The sequence below is a fragment of the Pseudonocardia sp. Cha107L01 genome (assembly GCF_052566575.1).
Genome location: NZ_CP199579.1, coordinates 7,867,595 through 7,887,584, shown reverse-complemented (window position 1 = coordinate 7,887,584; position 19,990 = coordinate 7,867,595). Strand labels below are relative to the sequence as shown.

Here is a 19,990-nt window from a genome sequence, read left to right as displayed (position 1 = left end):
GGCACGTGGTCGAGCGCTGGTACCGAAACGGAGCTATCTACTCGGTCGACGTTGGGCTCTTCCAGGACACCGACGGTGACGGCGTCGGCGACTTCGCTGGGATGGCGAGACGGCTGGACTATCTGTCGCGGCTCGGCGTGACGACGATCTGGCTCAACCCGATCCACCCGTCGCCGCGACGGGACGGCGGGTACGACGTCACTGACCACTACGGCGTCGACCCCCGGTTCGGCAGCTTCGGGGACTTTTGCTCTTTCCTGAATGGGGCTGGTGAACGCGGCATTCGGGTGATGCTGGATTTCGTGGTCAACCACACCAGCGACCAGCATCCGTGGTTTGTGTCCGCGCGAACGGACCGAGCTTCGCCGTTCCGGGATTGGTACGTGTGGTCGGACACCGAACCGCCAGACCGATTCGAAGGACCAGTCTTCCCCGGCGTCGAGAACGAGATCTGGACCTACGACGAGCTGGCCGGAGCCTGGTACCGCCATCGCTTCTACTCCTTCGAGCCCGACCTGAACACGGAAAACCCGCGGGTGCGCGAGGAGATCCGCAAGATCGCGGAGGCCTGGCTACGGGTCGGCGCCTCGGGCTATCGCGTCGACGCGGCACCGTTCCTGATCGAGTCGAAGCAGCCGGGCTCGACGCTGAAGCAACCGAAGCCGGACTACACCCGCTTCCGGGACCTGCGCGAGAGCGTGTCGTGGCACCGGGGCGATGTCGCCCTGCTGGCCGAGGCAAACGTGTCGGACGAGGAGGTGCTGGAATACTTCGGCCACGCGGACGGCGCCGCCAGCCGGTTCCACATGATCTTCGCCTTCCGGCTCAACCAGGCGATCATGCTCGCGCTGGCCCGCCAGGACGCCCGCTCGGTCGTGCAAACGGTGCGAGAACTTCCCGAACTCCCTCGGCATGGCCAGTGGGCGACTTTCCTGCGCAACCACGACGAGGTCGATCTAGGCCGGCTGACGCCGGAGGAGCGACAGGACGTCTTCGCCGCCTTCGGACCCGATCCGAACATGCAACTCTACAACCGCGGCATCCGGCGCCGGCTCGCACCCATGCTCGGCGGGGACCGCCGCCGCCTTGAGATGGCCTACAGCCTGCAGTTCACCATGCCGGGCACCCCGGTCATCCGCTACGGCGATGAGATCGGCATGGGCGAGAACCTCGAGCTTCCCGAGCGAGAGGCGATCCGAACGCCGATGCAGTGGGACGACACCCCGAACGCGGGGTTCTCCCGGGCGGATCCGGGCGACCTGCCGGTGCCGGTGATCAGCGAAGGTCCCTACGGGTACAAGCAGGTGAACGTGACCGACCAGCGCCGCGACTCACACAGCCTGCTCGTCTGGTTCGAGCGGACCCTGCACACCCTGCGCGAGTGCGAGGAGATCGGCTCCGGACAGCACATGATGCTCGACGTCGGACCGCCCCACGTGCTCGTGCACCGCGCGTCCGGGGAAAGCGGCGCCCTGCTGTTCCTCCACAACCTCGCCAACGTGCCTTGCCGGGTCGACGTCGGCATGCAGACCGACCAACCCGGCCGGCCGCTCAGCGTCGCCGCCGACGGCTACTACGACGAGAAGGTCGACCTCAGCGCGATCGATCTCGCCGGCTATGGCTACCGCTGGATCCGGCTGCGGCGTGATCCGTAGGAGCCGTCGACGGCATCGGCAGGTACCCACTTCACAGGCCGGTGGCCACCCACCGGAATGTGCGACGCGCTTTGCCGTCGCTGTTCACCGGCCTGCCGCGCCGACCTCCCGCGCGCGCCGGTACACCCGTCCCTCCCACGGTCGCAGCACGAGCGGCGCGCCCGGCTCCGGGTCCGGCTGCGTCCCCAGCAGCAGGTCCGCGCCGGCCCAGTCGGCCGCGTCCGGCAGGTCCACGACGGCGTCGGCCGAGGAGAAATTCCCGAGGACGAGGAGTTCGACGCCGCCCAGCCGCCTGAGGAAGGCGTAGATCTGCTCGTCGTGCGGAAGCAGCATGTGGAAACTGCCGTGCACGACCACCGGCTCGGAGTGCCGGAGCTCAATTAGTTTGCGGTAATGATGAAAAACTGAGTCGGGGTCTACTATGGCAGCCTCGGCGTTGATCTCCGTGTAATTGGGATTGATCGGAATCCACGGTCGGGCCATGCTGAAACCAGCCCATGGACCGGCGTCCCATTGCATCGGTGTGCGGCCATTGTCCCGGCTCATGATCCGCAGCGCGGCGAGTGCCTCGTCAGGTGTGGCCAGCTTGGACCCGGTCATTTCGGCGTATTGATTGAGCGCCTCGATGTCGCGGAATTCGTCCAACGTCTCGAAGGGAACGTTGGTCATTCCCAATTCTTCGCCCTGGAAGATGTACGGGGTGCCTCGATGCAGATGCAGGACGGTGGCGAGCATCTTCGCCGAGGCCACCCGGTACCGCCCATCGTCTCCGTAACGGGACACCACCCTCGGCTGGTCGTGGTTGTTCCAGTACAGGCTGTTCCACCCGACCTCGGCCAACCCGGCCTGCCAGCGGCCGAACGACGCCTTGAGATCCCGTAGGTCGAGTCCGACGTAGTCCCATTTGGTGTCGCCCTGGTCGAGCTGGACGTGTTCGAACTGGAAGACCATGTCCACCTCGCCGCGCGCGGGGTCAGTGAACAGCCTTCCCTCGTCCACCGTCACGCCGGGCATCTCACCGACCGTCAGATACTTTCCAGGCCGGTCGGCGAAGACGTTATGGCGCATTTCCTGAAGGAAGTCGTGGATACGTGGCCCGCACACGTAGTGCTCGGATCCATCGGCATACGGCTGGTGGGGCAGGTGATGCCCGTCGGGCAGACTTGGATTCTTGGAGATCAGGTTGATGACGTCCATGCGGAATCCATCTATTCCACGGTCCAGCCACCAGCGCATCATCGCATACACGGCATGGCGGACCTCGGCGTTCTCCCAATTGAGGTCGGGTTGCTTCCGGGAGAACAGGTGCAGGTAATACTCACCCGAATCGTCGTCGAGCTGCCATGCCGAGCCTGAGAAAATCGAACTCCAGTTCGTCGGTTCCGCTCCGGGAGCACCCGGTTGCATGCCATATCGCGGCGGCCGCCACCAGTACCAATCTCGCCTTGGACTGGTTGTGCCCGACCGGGACTCCACGAACCAGGGATGTTGGTCGGACGTGTGATTCACGACAAGATCCATGATCAGGCGCGTACCTCGCTGGTGCGCGGCGTGCAGCAGCGTGTCGAGATCCTCCAAGCTGCCGAAGAGCGGGTCGATGTCCTGGTAGTCGCTGATGTCGTAGCCGTGGTCGGCCTGGGGCGACGGATAGACCGGCGATAGCCACAGCACGTCGACGCCCAACTTCACCAGGTAGTCCAGCTTGGCCGTGATGCCCCTGATGTCACCCACCCCGTCGGAGTTCGAGTCGGCGAAGCTGCGTGGATAGATCTGGTAGACGACAGCGCTCTTCCACCATTGATCGGCCGACGCTGGACTCTGCGAGCCGGCGCCTGTCACCGCGCCCGGCCCGGGCACCTCCGCCAAAGCACACACAATCGCCTCCTGAGAACGGGTTGTCACTCGAGACGTCGGCGATCAGTTTCAATGCCCACTCTGGCTCTGGCGGTTTGAAATGGCCCCACTCGGCGTCGTTGTGGACAGCGATCGCCGCTCGGGGCCTAGCCGAGGGCCGGAGAGGATGCCTCGGCGATAACCACCTCGTCGAGGCATCCTCTCCGTTCTCTCCTCTAGGTACACAGGCACACCCCACGACACTCACGGGCTGCGCGGCTGGGCTCGCCCGGTGGCCGACTCGGAACGGACGTCCGCGCGGTCGCCCCGCGTCAGGCCGCGCAGCCGCATCGCGCCCAGGAGGTGCAGGATGCCGGCCGCGATCGCGTAGCCGCCGAGCACCATGGCCAGCGTCATGGCCTCCGGCTGGGGCCAGACCGCGATCGCCAGGCCGCCGGCGACGGCGAGGATCCCGGCGATCAGCACGAACACCTCACCTCGGACCGCCGTGCGCACCCGCACCGCGAGGACGATCTCGGCCACGCCAACGCCGACCAGTAGCACGGCGACCAGGACACTGAGCGCGACCACGGTGATCGTCAGCCACAGCACGGTGACGGCGGCGGCTGCGATGCCGAGCAGTCCGGCGACCAGCCACGGCAGCCACTCCCGCCCGTCGGCGTGCGCGCGGGCCATGCGCAGCCCCGTGACCAGGAAGGACACCCCGTCCACCAGCGACCACGCGCCGAATAGCAGCGCGAGCGCGAGCACGGTGATGTCCGGCCAGAGCAGCGCGGCGAACCCGAAGCTCAGCGCCAACGCGGCGCGGAACGCCATCGGTGGCCACAGCCTCTCCGGATCGGCGACCGGGGCGGTGGCGCCGGTGACTCGTTGCTGCTCCGACATCGAACTCTCCTGGACGGGCAGGGATCGGGACGAAATCCGCTGTATCCCCAACCACGCTAACGGCCCCGCCGCCGGTCGAACCGTGCCGCCGGGCGCAATCCGCGGCGGGCGGCTGGCCCTTCGGGGTCGAACCTGGCCGGCACCACCGACGCCGGCCCCCGCACGTGCCGGCGCAGACCCCGTGAACTCGTGGCTGGGTCCTTGAAGCAGCTCTCAGTCACTCAGTCGCGCAGGCCACCGGCTGCTCGATCCTGCCGACGTGGCGGCTGGGCATGTGGTCCGGTTCCGGCGAGCCAATCCCGATCGTGTTGTCCGCTCGCGTCGGCCCGGTGTCCGGCACGGACTCCCACCCCAGGCTCGCGGGCGCTTGAGTCTCATCCTCCGGCGGTGTACCTGCGTGAGGATCCGATCAGAGATGCCGTCAACGGCTGGATCGGGCACTTGTTCGATCGGGCAATGTTGAGCAGACGGTAACGGCGTTGGTCGCCTCACAGGACAACCCGGAGGCAGGCACGCCCGGGCGGGAGATGTGCAAGCGGAGAGTTGCTGATGCTGAGACCCGGTTACGGCGACTCCAGGAGGCGATCGCGTCCGGAGTTGATCCCGTCGCGTTGGTTGATGTGATCAACGAGGCACAGCGGGAGCGGGCTGCGGCGCGGGGTGAGCTCGAGCGTGCGCCCGTCCCGAATCTGCTCACCGGCGCCGAGGTCTACGCGATGATCGATTCGCTCGGCAACGTGGGCGCGGCGCTATCCGAAGCCAAGCGGGACAGCCTGGCCAACCTGTACACAGGCATTAACCTGCAGGTTCTCTACGAGCCGAGGGAAAAGGCGGCTGACGTTAGTGTGCGCCTAGGGAGGCGGGTGAATAGTGCTGGTGTCCGAGGGGGGAGTTGTGCACTAACCACACGGCTGGGCATCGACCGAACCCGCTGATTAAGAGTCAGCGTCCGGAGGTGTCGGGCTGTGTCGCTCGGTGTCGTGATGTGCCGTTCTGGCTGGTCTCGCCCGGTGGGGTGTGTCGGTGGGTGTTGCGTCGTGTTGACGGGTGTTGGTCTTCTCGGGCGCGGCTCGGGCGCGGATTCGCGTGGTGGGTCGCAGAGCGAAGCTTCATGTCACACCCGAGCGCAAGTGGCAGGCTCGCGGGCTCACCACGTCGATCCGCCCCGGGGAATACGTCGCCGTCCTCGGCCGCAACGGCGTCGGCAAGAGCACGTTACAGTGAGTCACCACGAGACCAGCTGCGATACGCCTCATACGAGGCCGGCGCCGAGTTCTACCGCCGCTCCGGAGTGGGCATCAGCTCTGAGGTGATGGACGAGCTCGGCAAGGCCGACGCCATGCTCTTCGGAGCGATGGGCCTGCCGGACGTTCGACAGGAGGATGGTCGCGAGGTGGCCCCCCAGCTCGAACTGCGCGAGCACTTCCAGCTCTACGCCAGCATCCGCCCCATCCAGCAGTTCGAGGGCATCCTGCGGACCCTGCGCTCGGGCAAGGTCAGCATGGAGGTCATCCGGGAAACCAGCGAGGGTCTGTTCGCCCACCGCAACGACCCGATTGTCGTCCCGGACGAGAGCGTCACCGACCGGCTGACCATCACGCGGGCCACCAGCGAGCGGCTCTTCGAGCTTGCGTTCGAGCGGGCCAAGAAGCGCCGGGCCGCCGGCAGTCAGGGCACGGTGACGCTGCTGGACAAATCGAACGCGCTGCCCAGTTTCGTTTTCCTGCGCAAGATCTTCGACGAGGTCGCCGTCCGCCACCCCGAGATCACCACGGAGCGGCTCTACGTGGACTCGGCGTCGATGCTGATGATCCTCGACCCGGACCGCTTCGACGTCGTGGTCACCGAGAACCTCCTCGGCGACATCGTTTCCGAGCTCGCCGCCGGTCTGATTGGCGGGATCGGGCTGTCACCGTCCGCGGAGATCGGCGTCGCCCACGCGTTGTTCCAGCCTTGCCACGGCAGCGCGCCGGACCTGGCAGGGCGGGGCTTGGCCGATCCGCTCGCCACCGTCCTCTCCGCCGCGATGCTGCTGGACTGGGTCGGCCAGCGCCGAGCCGATGACCGGGCGATCGCCGCGGCCACCGCGATCAACGCCGCCGTGGTCGCCGCCATTCGGCAAGGCCCACACACCCCGGATCTCGGCGGCACGGACAGCACAGAGGACGTGACACAGGCTGTCATCAGCCAGCTCTCTCCCGAACTGACCAGTGTCTGAAACTCCGAAGCTGCCGCGGATGCACAGCGGCGGATGCCCGAGAGACTTCGAGGCCGCCTCAAGCGGTTTGCCGAGGCGGTCTGTGAGCCCGGCGGTGCGCTGGACGTAGTCACCCACCGACATGCGGTCCAGCGCGGCGACCCATGCTGCGCAGGTCTGCCGCGTCCAGCTCGTCGGGGTGCTCGGCCTGCAGCCAGCGACCGACCTTGAACAGCGTCGAGCGGACGCTGCCGCGAGCCCGCGGTGTGCACTTACACCTTCTTCGAGCAATGCCCTCACCGCATGGCCTGCGCCCGGCTACTTCTCCCGCAACATGCGCACCATCGAAGTCCTCATCGACCCAGACGCTGCTGGATGGTGGCGTTCGCTAGCCCCGATCCCGAGTCGATCGCCACCACGTTCGCCCCCGGCCCATGCGGTCGCGAGGTCAACTCGCGTACGTAGATCGCGGTCAACCATGAGCCGCCACGGCGGCGCGGAGCTGCGCGTAGACCGCGACCTCGAAGGCGAGCAGCGCCTCGACGACCTTCGCGTCGAAGAACGGCAGGACCTGGGTCATGATCGCTCCGCCAACGCCTGCGGAGCGGTCGATCCAGTAGTAGGTGTTGAAGATCCCCGCCCAGTCACCGGTCCCGGCGCTGCGCATGCCGGGCAGGTCGGCCTTTGTGAGGTGGAAGCCGAGGCCCCAGCCCTGCGGGAACGGCAGCGACGGGACGTCGTTGGACAGCTCGGGCATGCAGGACTTCATGATCTCGGGCATTGGGATGCCCTCGATGTGGTCCTGCAGCGCGAGCTCGACGGTCTCGGGCTTGAGGATGCGCGTGTCGTTGAGCTCGCCGTCGCGGAGCCAACCGCGGATGAAGCGGCCGTAGTCGCGGGCGGTGCCGTAGGAGCCGTGGCCGCCGGCCTCCCAGTCGAACTCGGCCGGCAGGTCGAGGTCGGTGGGCTGAAGTGAGCCGTCGGCGGCGCGCGTGCGGATCGGTATCAGCCGCGAGCGCTGCGCGTCGCTGGGCGAGAACGTCGAATCGCTCATGCCGAGCGGCCCCCAGACGTGCTCTGCCAGGTAGGCGCCGAGGCTGCGCCCGCTGACCTTCTCGACGACCAGACCGAGCCAGTCGATGTTGACGCCGTACTCCCAGACCGTGCCCGGGTCGTTGACCAGCGGGGCGGTCAGCGACGCCTTCTCGCCGCTCAGAGGGCTGGGCAGGCTGTTGGCGCCGCAGTAGGTGAGCAGACCCTCGTTGAGGAAGAAATAGCCAAGGCCGGCGGTGTGCGTCATCAGCTGGCGGATCGTCGCCTTGCTCGCGGGCGGACGCAGGCTGCCGTCGGCCTCGAGCACCTGAAGCTCGGCGAACTCGGGCAGGATCTCCTCGACCGGCTGGTCAAGGGCGATCTGGCCCTGTTCGAGCAACTGCAGTGCCGCGGTCGTCGCGACGGCCTTGGTCATCGAGGCGTTGCGGAACATCGTGTCGGGGCTCGCCGTGCCGGCCGAGCCCTCGTAGAGGACGCCGTCGCGGTCGACCACGGTCGCCACCACACCCTCGTACGTGCCGTTCTCAACGGCGCCCGTCAGTAGCTGATCGATCGCGGACCCATCGAAAGCCATCAGTTCTCCCTCGGTCGCTGTGCGGCGGTCCCAGCGATGCCGGGACCGCAACTGTTTCACATGCACGATCCGGGCTCATGCGAGCGCGTTGACGTAGCGCTCGAGCTCCCCTGGGATGTCTGGTCCAGAGGTCATGACCGCGAGTTCGGTAACGCCTTGCTCGGCGTAGGCCTCGACCACTCCTCGAAGTCGTCCAGCGCCGCCGGTGAAGGTCACGTCCGTGATGATCGAGCTGCCGCCTTGTCCCCAGGCGGCCTGGTCGGCCTCGTTGAGGTGCATCAGGTGACCGTCATGGATGGCGAAGTGTCGGTCGACTTCGGGAGTCTTCTGGATCACCTCAGCCCATGCGTGGCCGCCAGGCATCGTGCGGACTGCTTCGAGACCACCACGGAAGCGCGCCGTTAGCTCACCTTCCACGATCTCCGGGTCCTTCAGCGCGACGGTCGCTCGCAGCGTCTTGCTGCCGGTCTCCGGGAGCGTGAAGTAGACGGCGAGGCAGACAGCGACGATCACGATCATGTAGAGAGCAACGTACGTGGGGTGCCCGGCGCCGACGAACGCTGCGGCGATCAGGGGGGCGGTGCCGCCGAAGATGGCGATCACCAACTGGTGGGCGAAACCGATACCGGACACAGAAGGCGCCGATGGTCGGACCGTGCTGCACTCCGACCACGGCTCTCAATTCACCTCATGGGCCTTCGGGAAACGGCTCCGCGAGGCCGGACTGCTCGCCTCAATGGGCACGATCGGCGATTGTTACGATAATGCGATGATGGAATCGTTCTGGGGAACGATGCAACTGGAACTACTCGACTCGAAACAGTGGCAGGCACGCGACGAGCTTGCCAACGCGGTATTCGAATGGATAGAGTGCTGGTACAATCCCAACAGGCGCCATTCCAGCATCGGAATGCACAACCCGATCACCTTCGAGACCCTCCGCACCCGGTCAGACCAGGAACGCTGACCCCACACCGGAGGTGTCCGTGCCTCGGGGGTTCCTCTGTGTTTGTCAACTTCCGGATTCGTCGGGGTGGGTAAGGTCGTCCTCGGTGGGTCCGGGAAGTGACTTTTCCGAAGAGCTGGCGGTAGGGGTCGAGTCAGCCGCGCTGGATGTCAGAGTCGCCCCCGGGTGTCCTCCCGGGCCTGCCGCTTGTGTTTGTCGGCGTTCGTCGGCGAGCATGACATGCCAGACGTGGTCGGCCAGGCGCCGTTTCAGGGCGCGCATGGCCTCGTTGTGGGTCTTGCCTTCGGCGATCTTGCGGTCGTAGTAGAGACGTCCGCGGGTGCCGGGCATGCGCACCTGGGTCAGGGCGATCGTGTGGAGCGCGTTGTTGAGCTTGCGGTCGCCTTGGCGTGACAACCGATGCCGTGCCTTGTCGCCGCTGGCGATCTCGATCGGCGCGACGCCTGTATATGCGGCGAAGGTACTGGCGGTGGGGAACCGCGATGCGCGTGCGGTGCGGCCGAGCAGCCGTGTCGCCACGACGGGGCCGACGCCGATGATCGCGGTCAGGCTGGTTTCGGACTCCGCGACCGACGTTTGCATGTGTTGTTTGTTGGCTTTGAGGCGGGCGTCGAGAGCTCGGATGTCGGCCACCAGGTCACGGGCCAGGTCTTTCCGAGCGTGCTCCACGCGCGATGCCGGTCTGATCCGGCTGAGCGCCGCGGCCGCCTGATCCGCGGATAGGTCGGTGGACGCCCCGCCGGGCAGTAGTTCACGCAGCACCGCATGCAGCTGGTTGACCGTGCGGGTGCGCTGCTGGGTCAGGTTGGTGCGACGCTCGTCGAGCATTGCCAGCACCGTCGATGCGTCCTCGGCCACGACCGGGGCCGCGTCGCCGTGCAGGGCGGCGACACAGGCCGCCGCCGCGGCGTCGAGGGTGTCGTTCTTGCGGCGGCCACCCCGAGACAGCTCCCGAACCCGAGCGGTTGCCGTGGCCGGTACGTCCGCCACGGTCTCGCCCCGCGCCACCAGCCACTGCGCAAGATGGCGGCCCAGCCCACGGGCATTCTCCACCGCCCACCGGCGTTCTGTGAACCGCTTCGCCCAGCTCAACAAACGCCGATACTCCGCCAGCGTCGCCTCGACGCGCACTGTCTCCAGCGTCTTATGGGTGCCCGCATCCAGGGCTGTCGCCGTGTGGCTGGACTTGTGCGGGTCGACTCCGATCACGACCATCAGACCGCGTTCCTCTCCATCACCGACAAGGAAGCCGCGGCCGGCACTCCGACTTTCAGCCTGTGAAACCCATACCTCTGTTGAGCCAGACCGCGGCCGGTGCCGGGTCAGGCCACAAACCCCCGGGGAGCCAGCCCCTCAAGGGCGGCAGGAAGCTCACGAGCGATCCCGACCCGGCACCTCCGGAAGGCTATGGCCAGTGATCATCCCGCCAACCAACCGGTGACTACATACAAGTCGGGAAGCTCAGTGCGCCCATCGAGCGTCCGCTGCTGAGTCGCCGGGTCGCCTGCCAAGTGTCGAGGGCCTGCCCGAGGATCGGATCTGTCGGCTTGGCGAACGCCGTGCCGGTCTTATTCGTAGTGTGTCGAGCAGGCAGACCACGTCGCGCGCCAAGATCTGGCCGGAGTCGCCGCCGATCGCGTCGCCAGCGGACACAGCCGACCCGCAGCAGGGCGATCTCGTCGCTGCGTAGCCCAGAAAACATCCAGGTCAGCGTCACGGACCAGACCGAGCGGATAGAAGTGGCCAGACTTGGTCACCGGAAGATCGCCTCGACGCGCCACCTGCACGGACGGGCAAGGCGGCCGGCCCACGAGACCTGCGGGCTGCGGCAGTACACATCGGGACCGAGCCGTGCTCGTTATCCGTACCGATAGCAAGTTTGTCGCTGCACGACCAACGGAGGCCTCGAGTGGTCCCCTCCCACCGCCCAGCGCTGCCCCGAGCGAATCCCCGACTCACCGCTAGGACAGCGGTCGCGCTGGTGACGCTTGTACTGGCACTGTCCGGCTGTTCATCCTCCTCGAACGCGCCCGCCCCGACCACCTCGTCGGCCGCCGGGGTTGTCAGGCACCCGCGCGTAGCGGGCCCGATCACAGCCGAGAACGGATCAACCTGGACCGTGTTAACGGCAACCGGCCAGACCTACACCGTCATCATCACCAACGCGACCGCGTTCGGCACCAAGACTGATCCCGCCACCAAGGACCAATTCAGGGTCGGGGACATAGCCCACGTCGCAGGGACCATGTCGGGCACAGCCATCACCGCAAGCCGAGTGTCCAGCGCTTCCAACCCCCTCGGTTGACCACGCACCACTCGTGTTGGTTGCCGTGGTTCACCTGGTGGTGCCGAGGTTAGAGTCGTAGCGTGTGATCTATGCGACACAGCGATCGTTCCCCTGACGCGGTGTTCGGTGCCCGGGTCAGAGCGCTGCGCGTGGAGATCGGGATCCCGCTGGAATCGCTGGCCGCCGCGGTGCAGGCGACCACCGGCGCAGCGATGACCCCCGGTGAGTTGGCGCTACTGGAGAGCGGACAATCCCCGATCGGGCTGAATGAGGCGAGGGCGCTGGCGGCGGTCCTGGACACGGGCGGCGGTCTCGGGCATGACCACATTGTTGTTTAAGTTGGAGCCGTAGTCCTTCATGACGCCGAGGATCCGGAAGGGCAGGAAACCGATCCTGATCGTTTTGCCGACCGCAGCCGTATCGGAACCGAACAGTACTTCGGCGATGGAGGGGCCCACGACCGCGACGTGAGCGCCGCTGCTGGCCTGGGTTTCGGTGAAAGTATGACCCAGCGTTCAGCAACCGATTGTTGGTTTGGAACCAGTTCACGATGGTGCCGGTGACGGTCGCGGACAGGAATTTCTTGGCGGGGGTCTGCACCACCACCGCATGGGCGTTCTGGCCGGCGGCCCCGGTCTTGGAGCCGGTCAATGGGCAGACTGGCCGGGGTCAAGGCACCTTTCACGGACGCGGCGGTCCTATCAGGGGCTAGTACTGCAACGGCAGGTGGCTGTCAGTGCGGCGGTCGTTGGCCTCGACGTCGGTAGTGGCAGGTTCGGGCGTGGTGTAGTCGGCGGCGGCGCCAGTGCGACCAGGTGATCGCGCTGGTCAGGCAGGTGGCGGGGGCGAGCACGAGGGCAGCGAGGAGTCTGGAGGACATCCACGACGTCCACACCGTGATGGTCCAATGACTCGGGCCGAGCCCGCAGGATGAGCAACAACCCGTCCAGCACCGTGCTCACCAGCAAAACCCGGCCCTCAGCCCGGGGGGTTCAACGTGCCGGCGCCGGTGCGGGCCAGGTCGCGCGCGGCTCGGGTGAATTCCCGCGTTCGCCCGGTCTCAGCGGCTGTGACTCGGACGAGCACCCATTCCCAGGGCGGGGCGTCGCGGATCGGCAGGTAGGTGACGTCCGGGCGGGCGTAGTAGTGACGCGCCTGCTCGGGCACCGGATACACCCCCGCGTCGGCGCCGACGAGGGCGAGCATCTCCTGGATCGTGCTGAACGCGGGCCCGCGCTCGGCGAATGCCCCGCCACCGGTGACGATCGCTTTGTCCCAGTACCGCGGCAGCGCTTTGGGAGATCGCAGCACGGTCGCGCGGGCAAGGTCGGTCAGCGACACCGACTCACGCCGGGCGAAGGGGTGCCGGGCGCAGACCGCGAGAAGCGGGTTCTCGCACAGGATGACCTCGCTGGTAGCCAGGTCCGGCTCGACGATGGGCAGGGTGGTGAACAGCAGATCGATCTCACCGTCGCGGAGCAGCCTGAACGCGTCGTTGACCTGGTTCTCCCGGATCTGAACATCACAATCGGGGTAGCTGGTGGTGAACTGTCGGGTGACCGCGAGGATGAACTGTCCGGCGGCGGCGCCGGCGAACCCGACCCGCAACGTGCCACGGACCTCACGACCGGCGAGTATCGCCCGCTCGATACCCGCGACCAGCTGTTCGTGGGCCGGGTGTAGATCGTCGTAGAGGCGCTGCCCGATGGGGGTCAACGCCACCCGACGGCTGGTGCGCTCGAACAACGCGGCGCCGATTCGTCGTTCCATGAGCTTGATCGACTGAGTGACCCGGGCCGGGGTCACATGCAGCCGCGCAGCGGCGCGACTGAAATGCAGCTCTTGCGCGACCGTCAGGAAGATCTCGATATCGCGCCGCTCCATCCTCCACCCCCACTGTCATTAACACCGGGGTTAATGCTCGGTGCGAGTGTTGTCGTTGTTCGCCCTGGCGGCAAGACCGAAGGTTGGCCCACAGGCGCAACACCGAAAGGAACCCGACAATGACCGACCAACCAACCCTCGTTCTCGGCGGAACCGGCAAGACCGGCCGCCGCGTGGTGACCCGCTTGACCAGGCGCGACCTGCCGGTGCGGGTCGGCTCCCGCACCGCCGGAGTGCCGTTCCATTGGCAGCGGCCCGACACCTGGCCCGCCGCGCTGGACGGGGTCGGCGCGGTCTATATCTCCTATTTCCCCGACATCGCGGCCCCCGGCGCGGCCGACACCGTCGGTGAGTTCGCCCGGGTCGCCGTGACCAGCGGCGCGCGGCGGCTGGTGCTGTTGTCCGGGCGTGGGGAGGAAGGCGCACGGCAGTGCGAGCAGGCGGTACGCGACAGCGGCGGCGAGGTGACCGTCGTGCGATGCGCCTGGTTCAACCAGAACTTCCATGAGGACTTCCTGCTCGACTCGGTGCTCGCCGGCGAGGTCGCGCTGCCCGCCGGCGAGGTGGGCGAGCCGTTCGTCGACGCCGACGACATCGCGGAGGTGGCGGCGGCGGCCCTGACCGAGGACGGGCACGCCGGCGAGCTCTACGAGCTGACAGGGCCACGCCTGCTCACCTTCGCCGACGCGGTCGGTGAGATCGCGGCCGCGACCGGCCGGTCCATCCAGTACATCCGGGTCAGCGTCGAGGACTATGCCGCCGGGGCGACCGAGCACGGCGTGCAGGCCGATGTGGTGGCCGCGCTGAGCCACGTGTTCGGCGAGGTCCTCGACGGCCGAAACGCGCATCTGTGCGACGGCGTGCAACGCGCCCTCGGACGTCCCCCGCGCGACTTCACAGACTACGCCCGTGACACCGCCGCCAGCGGAGTCTGGAGCCCTCGATGACCAGCACCACCCTGCGCGCGGTCACCCTGCTCGGCGCAACCATGACGATGGGATTCGCCGCGGGCAGCTTCGTTCTGTTCGCACACACGATCATGCCCGGCCTGCGCGCGACCGACGACCGCACCTTCGTCGCAGCCTTCCAGCAAATCGACCGGGCGATCATCAATCCGTGGTTCATGATCACCGCATTCCTCGGCGCCCTGGTACTCACCATCGGCGCCACGGTGGCGAACCGAGGCACAACAGCTTTGGTCTGGATCGCCGCCGCGCTGGTCCTCTACTGCGTCGCCTTCCTCATCACCATCGCCGTCAACGTGCCGCTCAACGACGCGATCGAGGCCGCCGGCGACCCCGCCCACATCGACGTCACCCAGGTCCGCGCACAGTTCAACGAATCCAGCTGGGCCGCCTGGAACCTCGCCCGCGCCATCCTCACCACAGGCGCGTTCGGACTGCTCGCCTGGGCACTCGTCCTCTTCGGACGCTCGACTGTGGCGATTATGGGCTCAAAAGGGTGAGACGTGTGACTCAAGCGCATGCAAGTGTCACAAAGAGTACCCTGAATGCTATGAGAGCGGATGCTGAACGGAACATCGACGCGGTGTTGCGGACCGGGGCTCGGCTGCTCGCCGAGGACCCGGGCACGAGCATCGCCACGATCGCCGCTGCGGCCGGGGTCGACCGGCGCACGGTCTACCGCCGCTTCGCGAGTCGGGAAGCACTGCGCGACGCCGTGCTGCACACCAAACTCGACGCGGTCGACGCGGTGCTCGACGACGCCCGACTGGATAGCGCACCGGTCGGTGTGGCTCTGCACCGGTTCATGGAGGGCGTCATCGCGGTGGCCCGTCGCTACCCGATCGACCTGGACCAGGCGCATTCCGACGCCGAGCCATGCAGCCGGCGGCTCGGGCAGCATGAACGAATTGCTGCCTTCCTGCGGCGGGCCATAGATGAAGGACTCATCCAGGCTGATCTGCCCGATAGGATTGCCGAGGCCCTGCTCAAACAGATCGTGGGCATGCTCGCCCGACAGTTCCGCGACTACGATCCCGTCCACGCCGCTGACATCGCCGTCGACGTCCTGTTGCGGGGTGCAGGCCACAATGTCCACCGGAACAGTCCACAACTGATCGCCGCCTGACATGACGTGCGCCCGCTGGGGACGTGCTCGCGGCCGACAACGACCACCGGCGATGCCTGACCGACGGCCGGGCGCCTGCACCCACGGGCCGCGGTCGGTTTCGATCCCACAACGACCGAGTCGAGCTCGCCATCGTCGCTCAGACGCCGAAGGCAGATTCGCCCTGACCGATCTCGACTGTCATCGTTGCGCTCATGGGGCGTCTGGTATTTCGGCGGCTCCGATCTGGGCGGGGGCGTTTGCGGTGGATGAAGTTCGCGTAGTCGGCGTACGACCAGCCGGCTCGCCAGAATTCGCCTCTCGGGGGTGCTACGACGAGGCGGTGTAGGCCGAGGGCGGCGCAGTCGGTGACGATCTGGTTGGTGAGTTGTTCGACCGGGGTCACCGAGATCTCGAACTCGGTGAGGTCGCGGCCGATCGCCTCGGCCGAGCGTCGCAGGGACTCTACCTGCGCGGCGACTGCAGCGCGGCGCAGTTCAATTGCCTCCGTAGCTGGGTCGGGCTCGGTGGTTGCGGCAAGGCTGGCGGCTTGCCGGCCACGTGTCGGGGTGGCCGTGGCCACGAGGTGTGGCGACGGGAGCCGTGGTTGGTTTGCGACTGGTGGATGTGGCTGGGCGGATGTGGCCTGTCAACGACGGCTTGGTTGGCCAGGGCATTGGAATTGGCCGCCGTCTTGTCTCGGGTTGACCGGGGGCTATGACTCGCAGTGGTCGGCGATCGAGGCGTTGGCCGCCAAGTTGGGTATCGGTTGCGCGGAGACTTTGCGGATCTGGGTGCGTCAGGCAGAGGTCGACACTGGGCAGCGGGTCGGGGTGAGCAGCGAGGAGCACGCCGAGATCAATCGCCTCAAGCGTGAGGTCGCGGAGTGGCGGCGGGCCAATGAGATCCTCAAGGCCGCTTCGGTTTTCTTCGCGGCCGAGCTCGACTGGCCACCGCGACCCTCGTGAAGTTCATCGACGAGCACGCCGGCCGTCGCGTGGACGACGGCCTGCGCTGGGGTGTCGAGTCGATCTGCGCGTTGCTGTCCGAGCACGGCGCCTCGATTTCCCCATCGACCTACACGACGCCCGGGCTCGCGCTGCGAGTGCTCAAGACGAACGGGACCAGCGACTCATGAAGCACATCAGCGTGGTTCACCGGGACAACCACGGCGTCTACGGGGCCAGGAAAGTATGGCTCGCGCTCAACCGGGAGGGCACCCCGGTGGCCCGCTGCACCGTTGAACGTCTGACGCGTGAGCTGGGATTACAAGGTGCGCGGCGGGGACGGCAGGTCCGCACCACGACACCGAATCCGGCTGCGACTCGACCGCCGGACCTGGTCAATCGGGTGTTCACGCCACTAGCACCCCACCGGCTATGGGCGGCGGACTTCTCCTATGTCCCGACCTGGGCCGGGATGGCCTACGTCGCGTTCGTCATTGACGCCTACGCTCGCCGGATCCTTGGCTGGCGCACGGCCACTTCGACGAACACCGTGCTGATGCTCGACGCGCTGGAACAGGCCGTCTGGACCCGACTCCGTGGCGGCGCCGCTGATCTGGCCGGACTGATCCATCACAACGACGCCGGCAGCTCAGTACGCCGCGATCGCGTTCACCGAGCGCCTGGCCGAGGCCGGTATTGATGCTTCGGTGGGGTCAGTGGGCGGTGCCAACGCCAATGCACTGGCCGAGAGCGTGATCGGGCTGTTCAAGACCGAGCTGATCAAGCCTTGCGGGGCCCTGGCGCACTGTCGACGAGGTCGAAGCCGCAACCTGCACTACGTGCACTGGTTCAACAACGACCGCCTGCTCGAAGCCAACGGAGACCTTCCGCCCGTTGAACTCGAACAGGCCTACTACCGTCTTCACAACTCCGACCTCGCCGAGGCCGGATGACTCAGAACAACGAGTCTCCGGACACCCCGGGCGATTCAACGATCCTAGTCGGGACCGATCTGAGTCCGGCTTACAGGCCGGCTCGTCCGCGTTGCAGTTCCAGACCAGTGCCGGAGGTGACCCCGGCCGTGTTGAACCTCAGATCAACTGAGAACTAGCCTTCGCCCCTTGCTCGCCCACCCCGGCGGTGGCTACCTTGACCGGCCTGCGGCTGGGCGGTTTCGCGCAGTGCTCTCGGGTCGATTCGAGAGCCGTCACCGCCTCGCATCGGCGACAGCACTGAATGCGAGGAGCGGATGATCGAAGTGGAGCACGCCACCAGCCTCTACCGATGGATCACACTGCCCTATCGGGCACTTAAGAACGTCATATTGACGATCGAGACCGGCGACCTGGTCACCTGATGAATATCACTGAAACCTGCGTTGTCGCCGCGCGATCGTTGCGCGCGCACAAACTACGTTCCGTTCTCACGACGCTTGGCATCATCATCGGCGTCACCGCGGTGATCGTTCTCGTTGGTTTGGGCGATGGCCTCAAGGCCGGCTATGCGGCCGCCTATGCGCCCATGGCCAGCCAGATCACCGTGGAAAGAATCGACGGAAGCGTGCTCGGCGGTCAGACTCACGACCTCACCGATCTCGACGTGAAGGCGCTGCGAGACCTGTCCCGAGCGCGGGACCTCGCTAGCGTCACCCCGGTGGTCACCGGCCCGGCGATGGCAACGTACGGGCAAAGCAAGTATCAAGTGGCGGTCACCGGATCAGCCAGCGACTATCTCACCATCACCGACCAGCAGTTGGCCGCCGGCGAGATGTTCAGCGATCAACAGAGCGACCAGCGGGTGGTCGTTCTTGGCCCCGACGTCGCCGCCGCGCTTTTCGGCGCGACCGGGCGCTCGCCTATCGGAGCGCAGGTCCGCGTGGGCCGGGAGAACTTTGCCGTGACCGGCGTCCTCGTCTCCTCCGGGCAGAATCAAGATACAGCGGTGGTGCCGCTCAAAGCGGCCCGCTCCTTTCTCGGCGGCGGTAACAAACTCTTCCAAATCATCGTCAAAGCCGCCAGCCCTGCTCGAGTGATGCCCGCAATGAACGAGATAGTCCCCGCTCTCGACGTAAGCCATCTAATCAAGGATCCCTCCAAACGCGACTATCGAGTCAAGAACATGCAAGACCGACTCGACAAAATGAATGACACCCTGGGCTTCATCAGCATATTCATTGTGGCGATCGCCGCGATCTCGCTAGTCGTTGGCGGACTCGGGGTCGCCAACATAATGCTCGTATCGGTCACCGAGCGAACCCGCGAAATCGGCATCCGCAAAGCTATCGGCGCCCGATCGGCCGCGATCATGAAACAGTTCCTGACCGAAGCCATCGTGCTCGCCGGGCTCGGCGGACTCGCCGGCGTCGGCTGCGGCGTCGGCTGTACCCTCGCCGCCGCGCAACTCGTGCCGCGCATCGCCCCCAAATATGGCACCCCCGACGTCAACCCCACAGCGGTCGCAATCGCCTTCGTCGTCAGCATCGTCATCGGCCTCGTCGCAGGCGGCTACCCGGCACTACGAGCAGCACGACTCCAACCCGTCGAAGCACTCCGCTTCCAATGAGATCAACCCTCCTGCTGCGGCTCGCAACTCGTGATCTTGTCTGGGTCTGGAAGCTAGCAGCGTAGGCTGCGCCGCCGATGATCGTCAGCCAGTCCGTCAGGAGTCCGTAAACCACAGCAATTCGTGGCAAGGTCCGACTGTTGGTGACCAAGATCGTGATGTTGATTCAAGACGTTACGGCGTTGGGCTCTGACTGGTCGTTCGCCGAGTCCGGCTCCGGGTGGTCGGTCGCGGCGGTAGGGATTAATAGGGTGAAGGTCGGTGGCATCGGTTGGCTGAGTCGCAGCCGGCCGCCCTCGGCTTCGGCCACGCTGCGCGCCAGGGCCAGACCGATGCCGTGTCCGGAGGCGTTCTCGGCGCGCCGGATGAACAGTTGTGAAGGCCATCCGGTGCCTCTGGATGCCCAGACCCGTACGGACCGGACGATCAAGAAGGTAGCGAAATCTGATCCCCGCGCGGCGGGAGGGTCGCACCCTTTGGTATCCCTCCCGCACCGTGGTAACCGTGGCGATCCCATCGTCGATTTTACTAGGGTCTTCCTGGCACTTCGGGGGAAACCGGTGCTCTTGTGGCGACGACCAGGCCAAGATGCCGTGTCCGGCATGTCGTCATCTTAGAAAGAACACTCATGCGTTCTTCATTACTGTGAGAAATCCGAGACGTGCTCTCGTGACCGCCCACATTCAGCGCCCCATGTTCGAACGCTGGTCGCTTCCGCCCTGGGCCGCCGGTCAGCTCCGGCCCATTCCGCTGAGCAAGGTGTCGACGGCGATGTCCGCGGCTTTCCCGGGATCGTGGTCGGGAAACTGGTGCGCGAGCAGGGCGATGATCTGGCGTAGCTGGGCCTGGACCATCCCGTCAGGCAGACCGCGCACGAAGATCGTATCGCTGCCGTGGCCGATCGGTGAAATGCCGCTGGCGGTCGCCGGAGACTCACCACCGCTGGAGCGGCGAGCGCTTGGTCGGCCAAACAGGGTCACGATCGCGTGGACCCGGTCACCGACCGCCGCGATGCGCTCCAGGTGTGCGCGGACGACCTCCATCGAATCCGCGGT

19 protein-coding genes and 2 pseudogenes are annotated in these 19,990 nt (G+C 66.5%); 11 read left to right on the top strand and 10 right to left on the bottom strand.

Annotation, left to right across the window (positions count from 1 at the left end; genetic code table 11):
* The first annotated feature begins 5 nt into the window (after window positions 1–5).
* Window positions 6–1,655, top strand: a complete 1,650-nt coding sequence (locus tag ACTXG6_RS37285; protein ID WP_445184018.1) for an alpha-amylase family protein — start codon at window positions 6–8, stop codon at window positions 1,653–1,655.
* An 84-nt stretch (window positions 1,656–1,739) separates the two neighbouring features.
* On the opposite strand, the gene ACTXG6_RS37280 is transcribed toward ACTXG6_RS37285, so the two are convergent.
* Window positions 1,740–3,512 carry a glycoside hydrolase family 13 protein gene (locus ACTXG6_RS37280; protein ID WP_445190207.1) on the bottom strand — a complete coding sequence of 591 codons (1,773 nt, stop codon included), beginning with the start codon at window positions 3,510–3,512 and terminating at the stop codon, window positions 1,740–1,742.
* A 240-nt stretch (window positions 3,513–3,752) separates the two neighbouring features.
* Complete coding sequence (locus ACTXG6_RS37275) at window positions 3,753–4,394, bottom strand: HdeD family acid-resistance protein (RefSeq protein ID WP_445184017.1); 642 nt, start codon at window positions 4,392–4,394, stop codon at window positions 3,753–3,755.
* Window positions 4,395–4,873: 479 nt separating this feature from the next.
* On the opposite strand from ACTXG6_RS37275, the gene ACTXG6_RS37270 reads away from it, so the two are divergent.
* From ACTXG6_RS37270 to ACTXG6_RS37260, 3 genes are all read left to right on the top strand, one after another.
* Entirely contained in the window at window positions 4,874–5,329 is a 456-nt protein-coding gene (locus tag ACTXG6_RS37270) for a hypothetical protein (protein ID WP_445184016.1), read from the top strand.
* 112 nt (window positions 5,330–5,441) lie between these two features.
* Complete coding sequence (locus tag ACTXG6_RS37265) at window positions 5,442–5,618, top strand: ATP-binding cassette domain-containing protein (protein WP_445184015.1); 177 nt, start codon at window positions 5,442–5,444, stop codon at window positions 5,616–5,618.
* A 16-nt stretch (window positions 5,619–5,634) separates the two neighbouring features.
* Window positions 5,635–6,612, top strand: coding sequence for an isocitrate/isopropylmalate family dehydrogenase (locus ACTXG6_RS37260; RefSeq protein WP_445190206.1), 978 nt, complete (start codon window positions 5,635–5,637; stop codon window positions 6,610–6,612).
* Window positions 6,613–7,063: 451 nt separating this feature from the next.
* Here the strand turns inward: ACTXG6_RS37260 and ACTXG6_RS37255 are convergent, their stop codons facing one another.
* On the bottom strand, window positions 7,064–8,218 hold the full coding sequence (locus tag ACTXG6_RS37255; protein WP_445184014.1) for a serine hydrolase domain-containing protein: 1,155 nt from the start codon (window positions 8,216–8,218) through the stop codon (window positions 7,064–7,066).
* Window positions 8,219–8,293: 75 nt separating this feature from the next.
* Window positions 8,294–8,821 carry a hypothetical protein gene (locus ACTXG6_RS37250; RefSeq protein ID WP_445184013.1) on the bottom strand — a complete coding sequence of 176 codons (528 nt, stop codon included), beginning with the start codon at window positions 8,819–8,821 and terminating at the stop codon, window positions 8,294–8,296.
* On the opposite strand from ACTXG6_RS37250, the gene ACTXG6_RS37245 reads away from it, so the two are divergent.
* Window positions 8,811–9,185: a transposase gene (locus ACTXG6_RS37245; protein ID WP_445184012.1), complete on the top strand. Its 375-nt coding sequence runs from the start codon at window positions 8,811–8,813 to the stop codon at window positions 9,183–9,185. The two genes, ACTXG6_RS37250 and ACTXG6_RS37245, sit on opposite strands and share 11 nt — an antisense overlap.
* A gap of 45 nt (window positions 9,186–9,230) precedes the next feature.
* On the opposite strand, the gene ACTXG6_RS37240 is transcribed toward ACTXG6_RS37245, so the two are convergent.
* Window positions 9,231–10,400 carry an IS110 family transposase gene (locus tag ACTXG6_RS37240; protein ID WP_445183996.1) on the bottom strand — a complete coding sequence of 390 codons (1,170 nt, stop codon included), beginning with the start codon at window positions 10,398–10,400 and terminating at the stop codon, window positions 9,231–9,233.
* A gap of 766 nt (window positions 10,401–11,166) precedes the next feature.
* Between ACTXG6_RS37240 and ACTXG6_RS37235 the strand changes: the two genes are divergently transcribed.
* Window positions 11,167–11,490 carry a DUF5666 domain-containing protein gene (locus ACTXG6_RS37235; protein WP_445184011.1) on the top strand — a complete coding sequence of 108 codons (324 nt, stop codon included), beginning with the start codon at window positions 11,167–11,169 and terminating at the stop codon, window positions 11,488–11,490.
* 215 nt (window positions 11,491–11,705) lie between these two features.
* On the opposite strand, the gene ACTXG6_RS37230 is transcribed toward ACTXG6_RS37235, so the two are convergent.
* On the bottom strand, window positions 11,706–11,984 hold the full coding sequence (locus ACTXG6_RS37230) for an ABC transporter permease (protein ID WP_445190205.1): 279 nt from the start codon (window positions 11,982–11,984) through the stop codon (window positions 11,706–11,708).
* Window positions 11,985–12,450: 466 nt separating this feature from the next.
* A complete protein-coding gene (locus ACTXG6_RS37225; RefSeq protein WP_445184010.1) occupies window positions 12,451–13,356 on the bottom strand; it encodes a LysR family transcriptional regulator in 906 nt (301 codons plus the stop codon).
* 119 nt (window positions 13,357–13,475) lie between these two features.
* On the opposite strand from ACTXG6_RS37225, the gene ACTXG6_RS37220 reads away from it, so the two are divergent.
* The 3 genes from ACTXG6_RS37220 to ACTXG6_RS37210 all read left to right on the top strand — a co-directional run bounded on the left by ACTXG6_RS37220 (window position 13,476) and on the right by ACTXG6_RS37210 (window position 15,447).
* Window positions 13,476–14,303 (top strand): NmrA family transcriptional regulator, encoded by an 828-nt coding sequence (locus tag ACTXG6_RS37220; protein ID WP_445184009.1) that lies wholly within the window; start codon window positions 13,476–13,478, stop codon window positions 14,301–14,303.
* Window positions 14,300–14,821 (top strand): anthrone oxygenase family protein, encoded by a 522-nt coding sequence (locus ACTXG6_RS37215; RefSeq protein WP_445184008.1) that lies wholly within the window; start codon window positions 14,300–14,302, stop codon window positions 14,819–14,821. Before ACTXG6_RS37220 ends, ACTXG6_RS37215 begins: the two co-directional genes overlap by 4 nt.
* A gap of 83 nt (window positions 14,822–14,904) precedes the next feature.
* Window positions 14,905–15,447: a TetR/AcrR family transcriptional regulator gene (locus ACTXG6_RS37210; protein ID WP_445184007.1), complete on the top strand. Its 543-nt coding sequence runs from the start codon at window positions 14,905–14,907 to the stop codon at window positions 15,445–15,447.
* Between the two features lie 139 nt (window positions 15,448–15,586).
* On the opposite strand, the gene ACTXG6_RS37205 is transcribed toward ACTXG6_RS37210, so the two are convergent.
* Window positions 15,587–16,009, bottom strand: a complete 423-nt coding sequence (locus ACTXG6_RS37205; protein ID WP_445184006.1) for a hypothetical protein — start codon at window positions 16,007–16,009, stop codon at window positions 15,587–15,589.
* 121 nt (window positions 16,010–16,130) lie between these two features.
* Here ACTXG6_RS37205 and ACTXG6_RS37200 point away from each other — a divergent pair.
* Window positions 16,131–17,326 (top strand): annotated as a pseudogene (locus tag ACTXG6_RS37200) (IS3 family transposase); the annotation flags it as partial.
* 403 nt (window positions 17,327–17,729) lie between these two features.
* Window positions 17,730–18,935 carry an ABC transporter permease gene (locus tag ACTXG6_RS37195; protein ID WP_445183424.1) on the top strand — a complete coding sequence of 402 codons (1,206 nt, stop codon included), beginning with the start codon at window positions 17,730–17,732 and terminating at the stop codon, window positions 18,933–18,935.
* Window positions 18,936–19,101: 166 nt separating this feature from the next.
* On the opposite strand, the pseudogene ACTXG6_RS37190 reads toward ACTXG6_RS37195, so the two are convergent.
* Window positions 19,102–19,290, bottom strand: a pseudogene (locus tag ACTXG6_RS37190) (hypothetical protein); the annotation flags it as partial.
* A gap of 376 nt (window positions 19,291–19,666) precedes the next feature.
* A complete protein-coding gene (locus tag ACTXG6_RS37185; protein WP_445184005.1) occupies window positions 19,667–19,978 on the bottom strand; it encodes a hypothetical protein in 312 nt (103 codons plus the stop codon).
* Window positions 19,979–19,990: the final 12 nt, after the last annotated feature.

Bases quoted from the DNA above. Each gene is read 5' to 3' on its own strand.
- ACTXG6_RS37185 (WP_445184005.1), bottom strand. From the start codon at position 19,978: ATGGAGGTCGTCCGCGCACACCTGGAGCGCATCGCGGCGGTCGGTGAC.
- ACTXG6_RS37245 (WP_445184012.1), top strand. From the start codon at position 8,811: ATGGCGATCACCAACTGGTGGGCGAAACCGATACCGGACACAGAAGGC.
- ACTXG6_RS37225 (WP_445184010.1), bottom strand. From the start codon at position 13,356: ATGGAGCGGCGCGATATCGAGATCTTCCTGACGGTCGCGCAAGAGCTG.
- ACTXG6_RS37275 (WP_445184017.1), bottom strand. From the start codon at position 4,394: ATGTCGGAGCAGCAACGAGTCACCGGCGCCACCGCCCCGGTCGCCGAT.
- ACTXG6_RS37195 (WP_445183424.1), top strand. From the start codon at position 17,730: ATGAATATCACTGAAACCTGCGTTGTCGCCGCGCGATCGTTGCGCGCG.
- ACTXG6_RS37240 (WP_445183996.1), bottom strand. From the start codon at position 10,400: ATGGTCGTGATCGGAGTCGACCCGCACAAGTCCAGCCACACGGCGACA.
- ACTXG6_RS37220 (WP_445184009.1), top strand. From the start codon at position 13,476: ATGACCGACCAACCAACCCTCGTTCTCGGCGGAACCGGCAAGACCGGC.
- ACTXG6_RS37215 (WP_445184008.1), top strand. From the start codon at position 14,300: ATGACCAGCACCACCCTGCGCGCGGTCACCCTGCTCGGCGCAACCATG.
- ACTXG6_RS37255 (WP_445184014.1), bottom strand. From the start codon at position 8,218: ATGGCTTTCGATGGGTCCGCGATCGATCAGCTACTGACGGGCGCCGTT.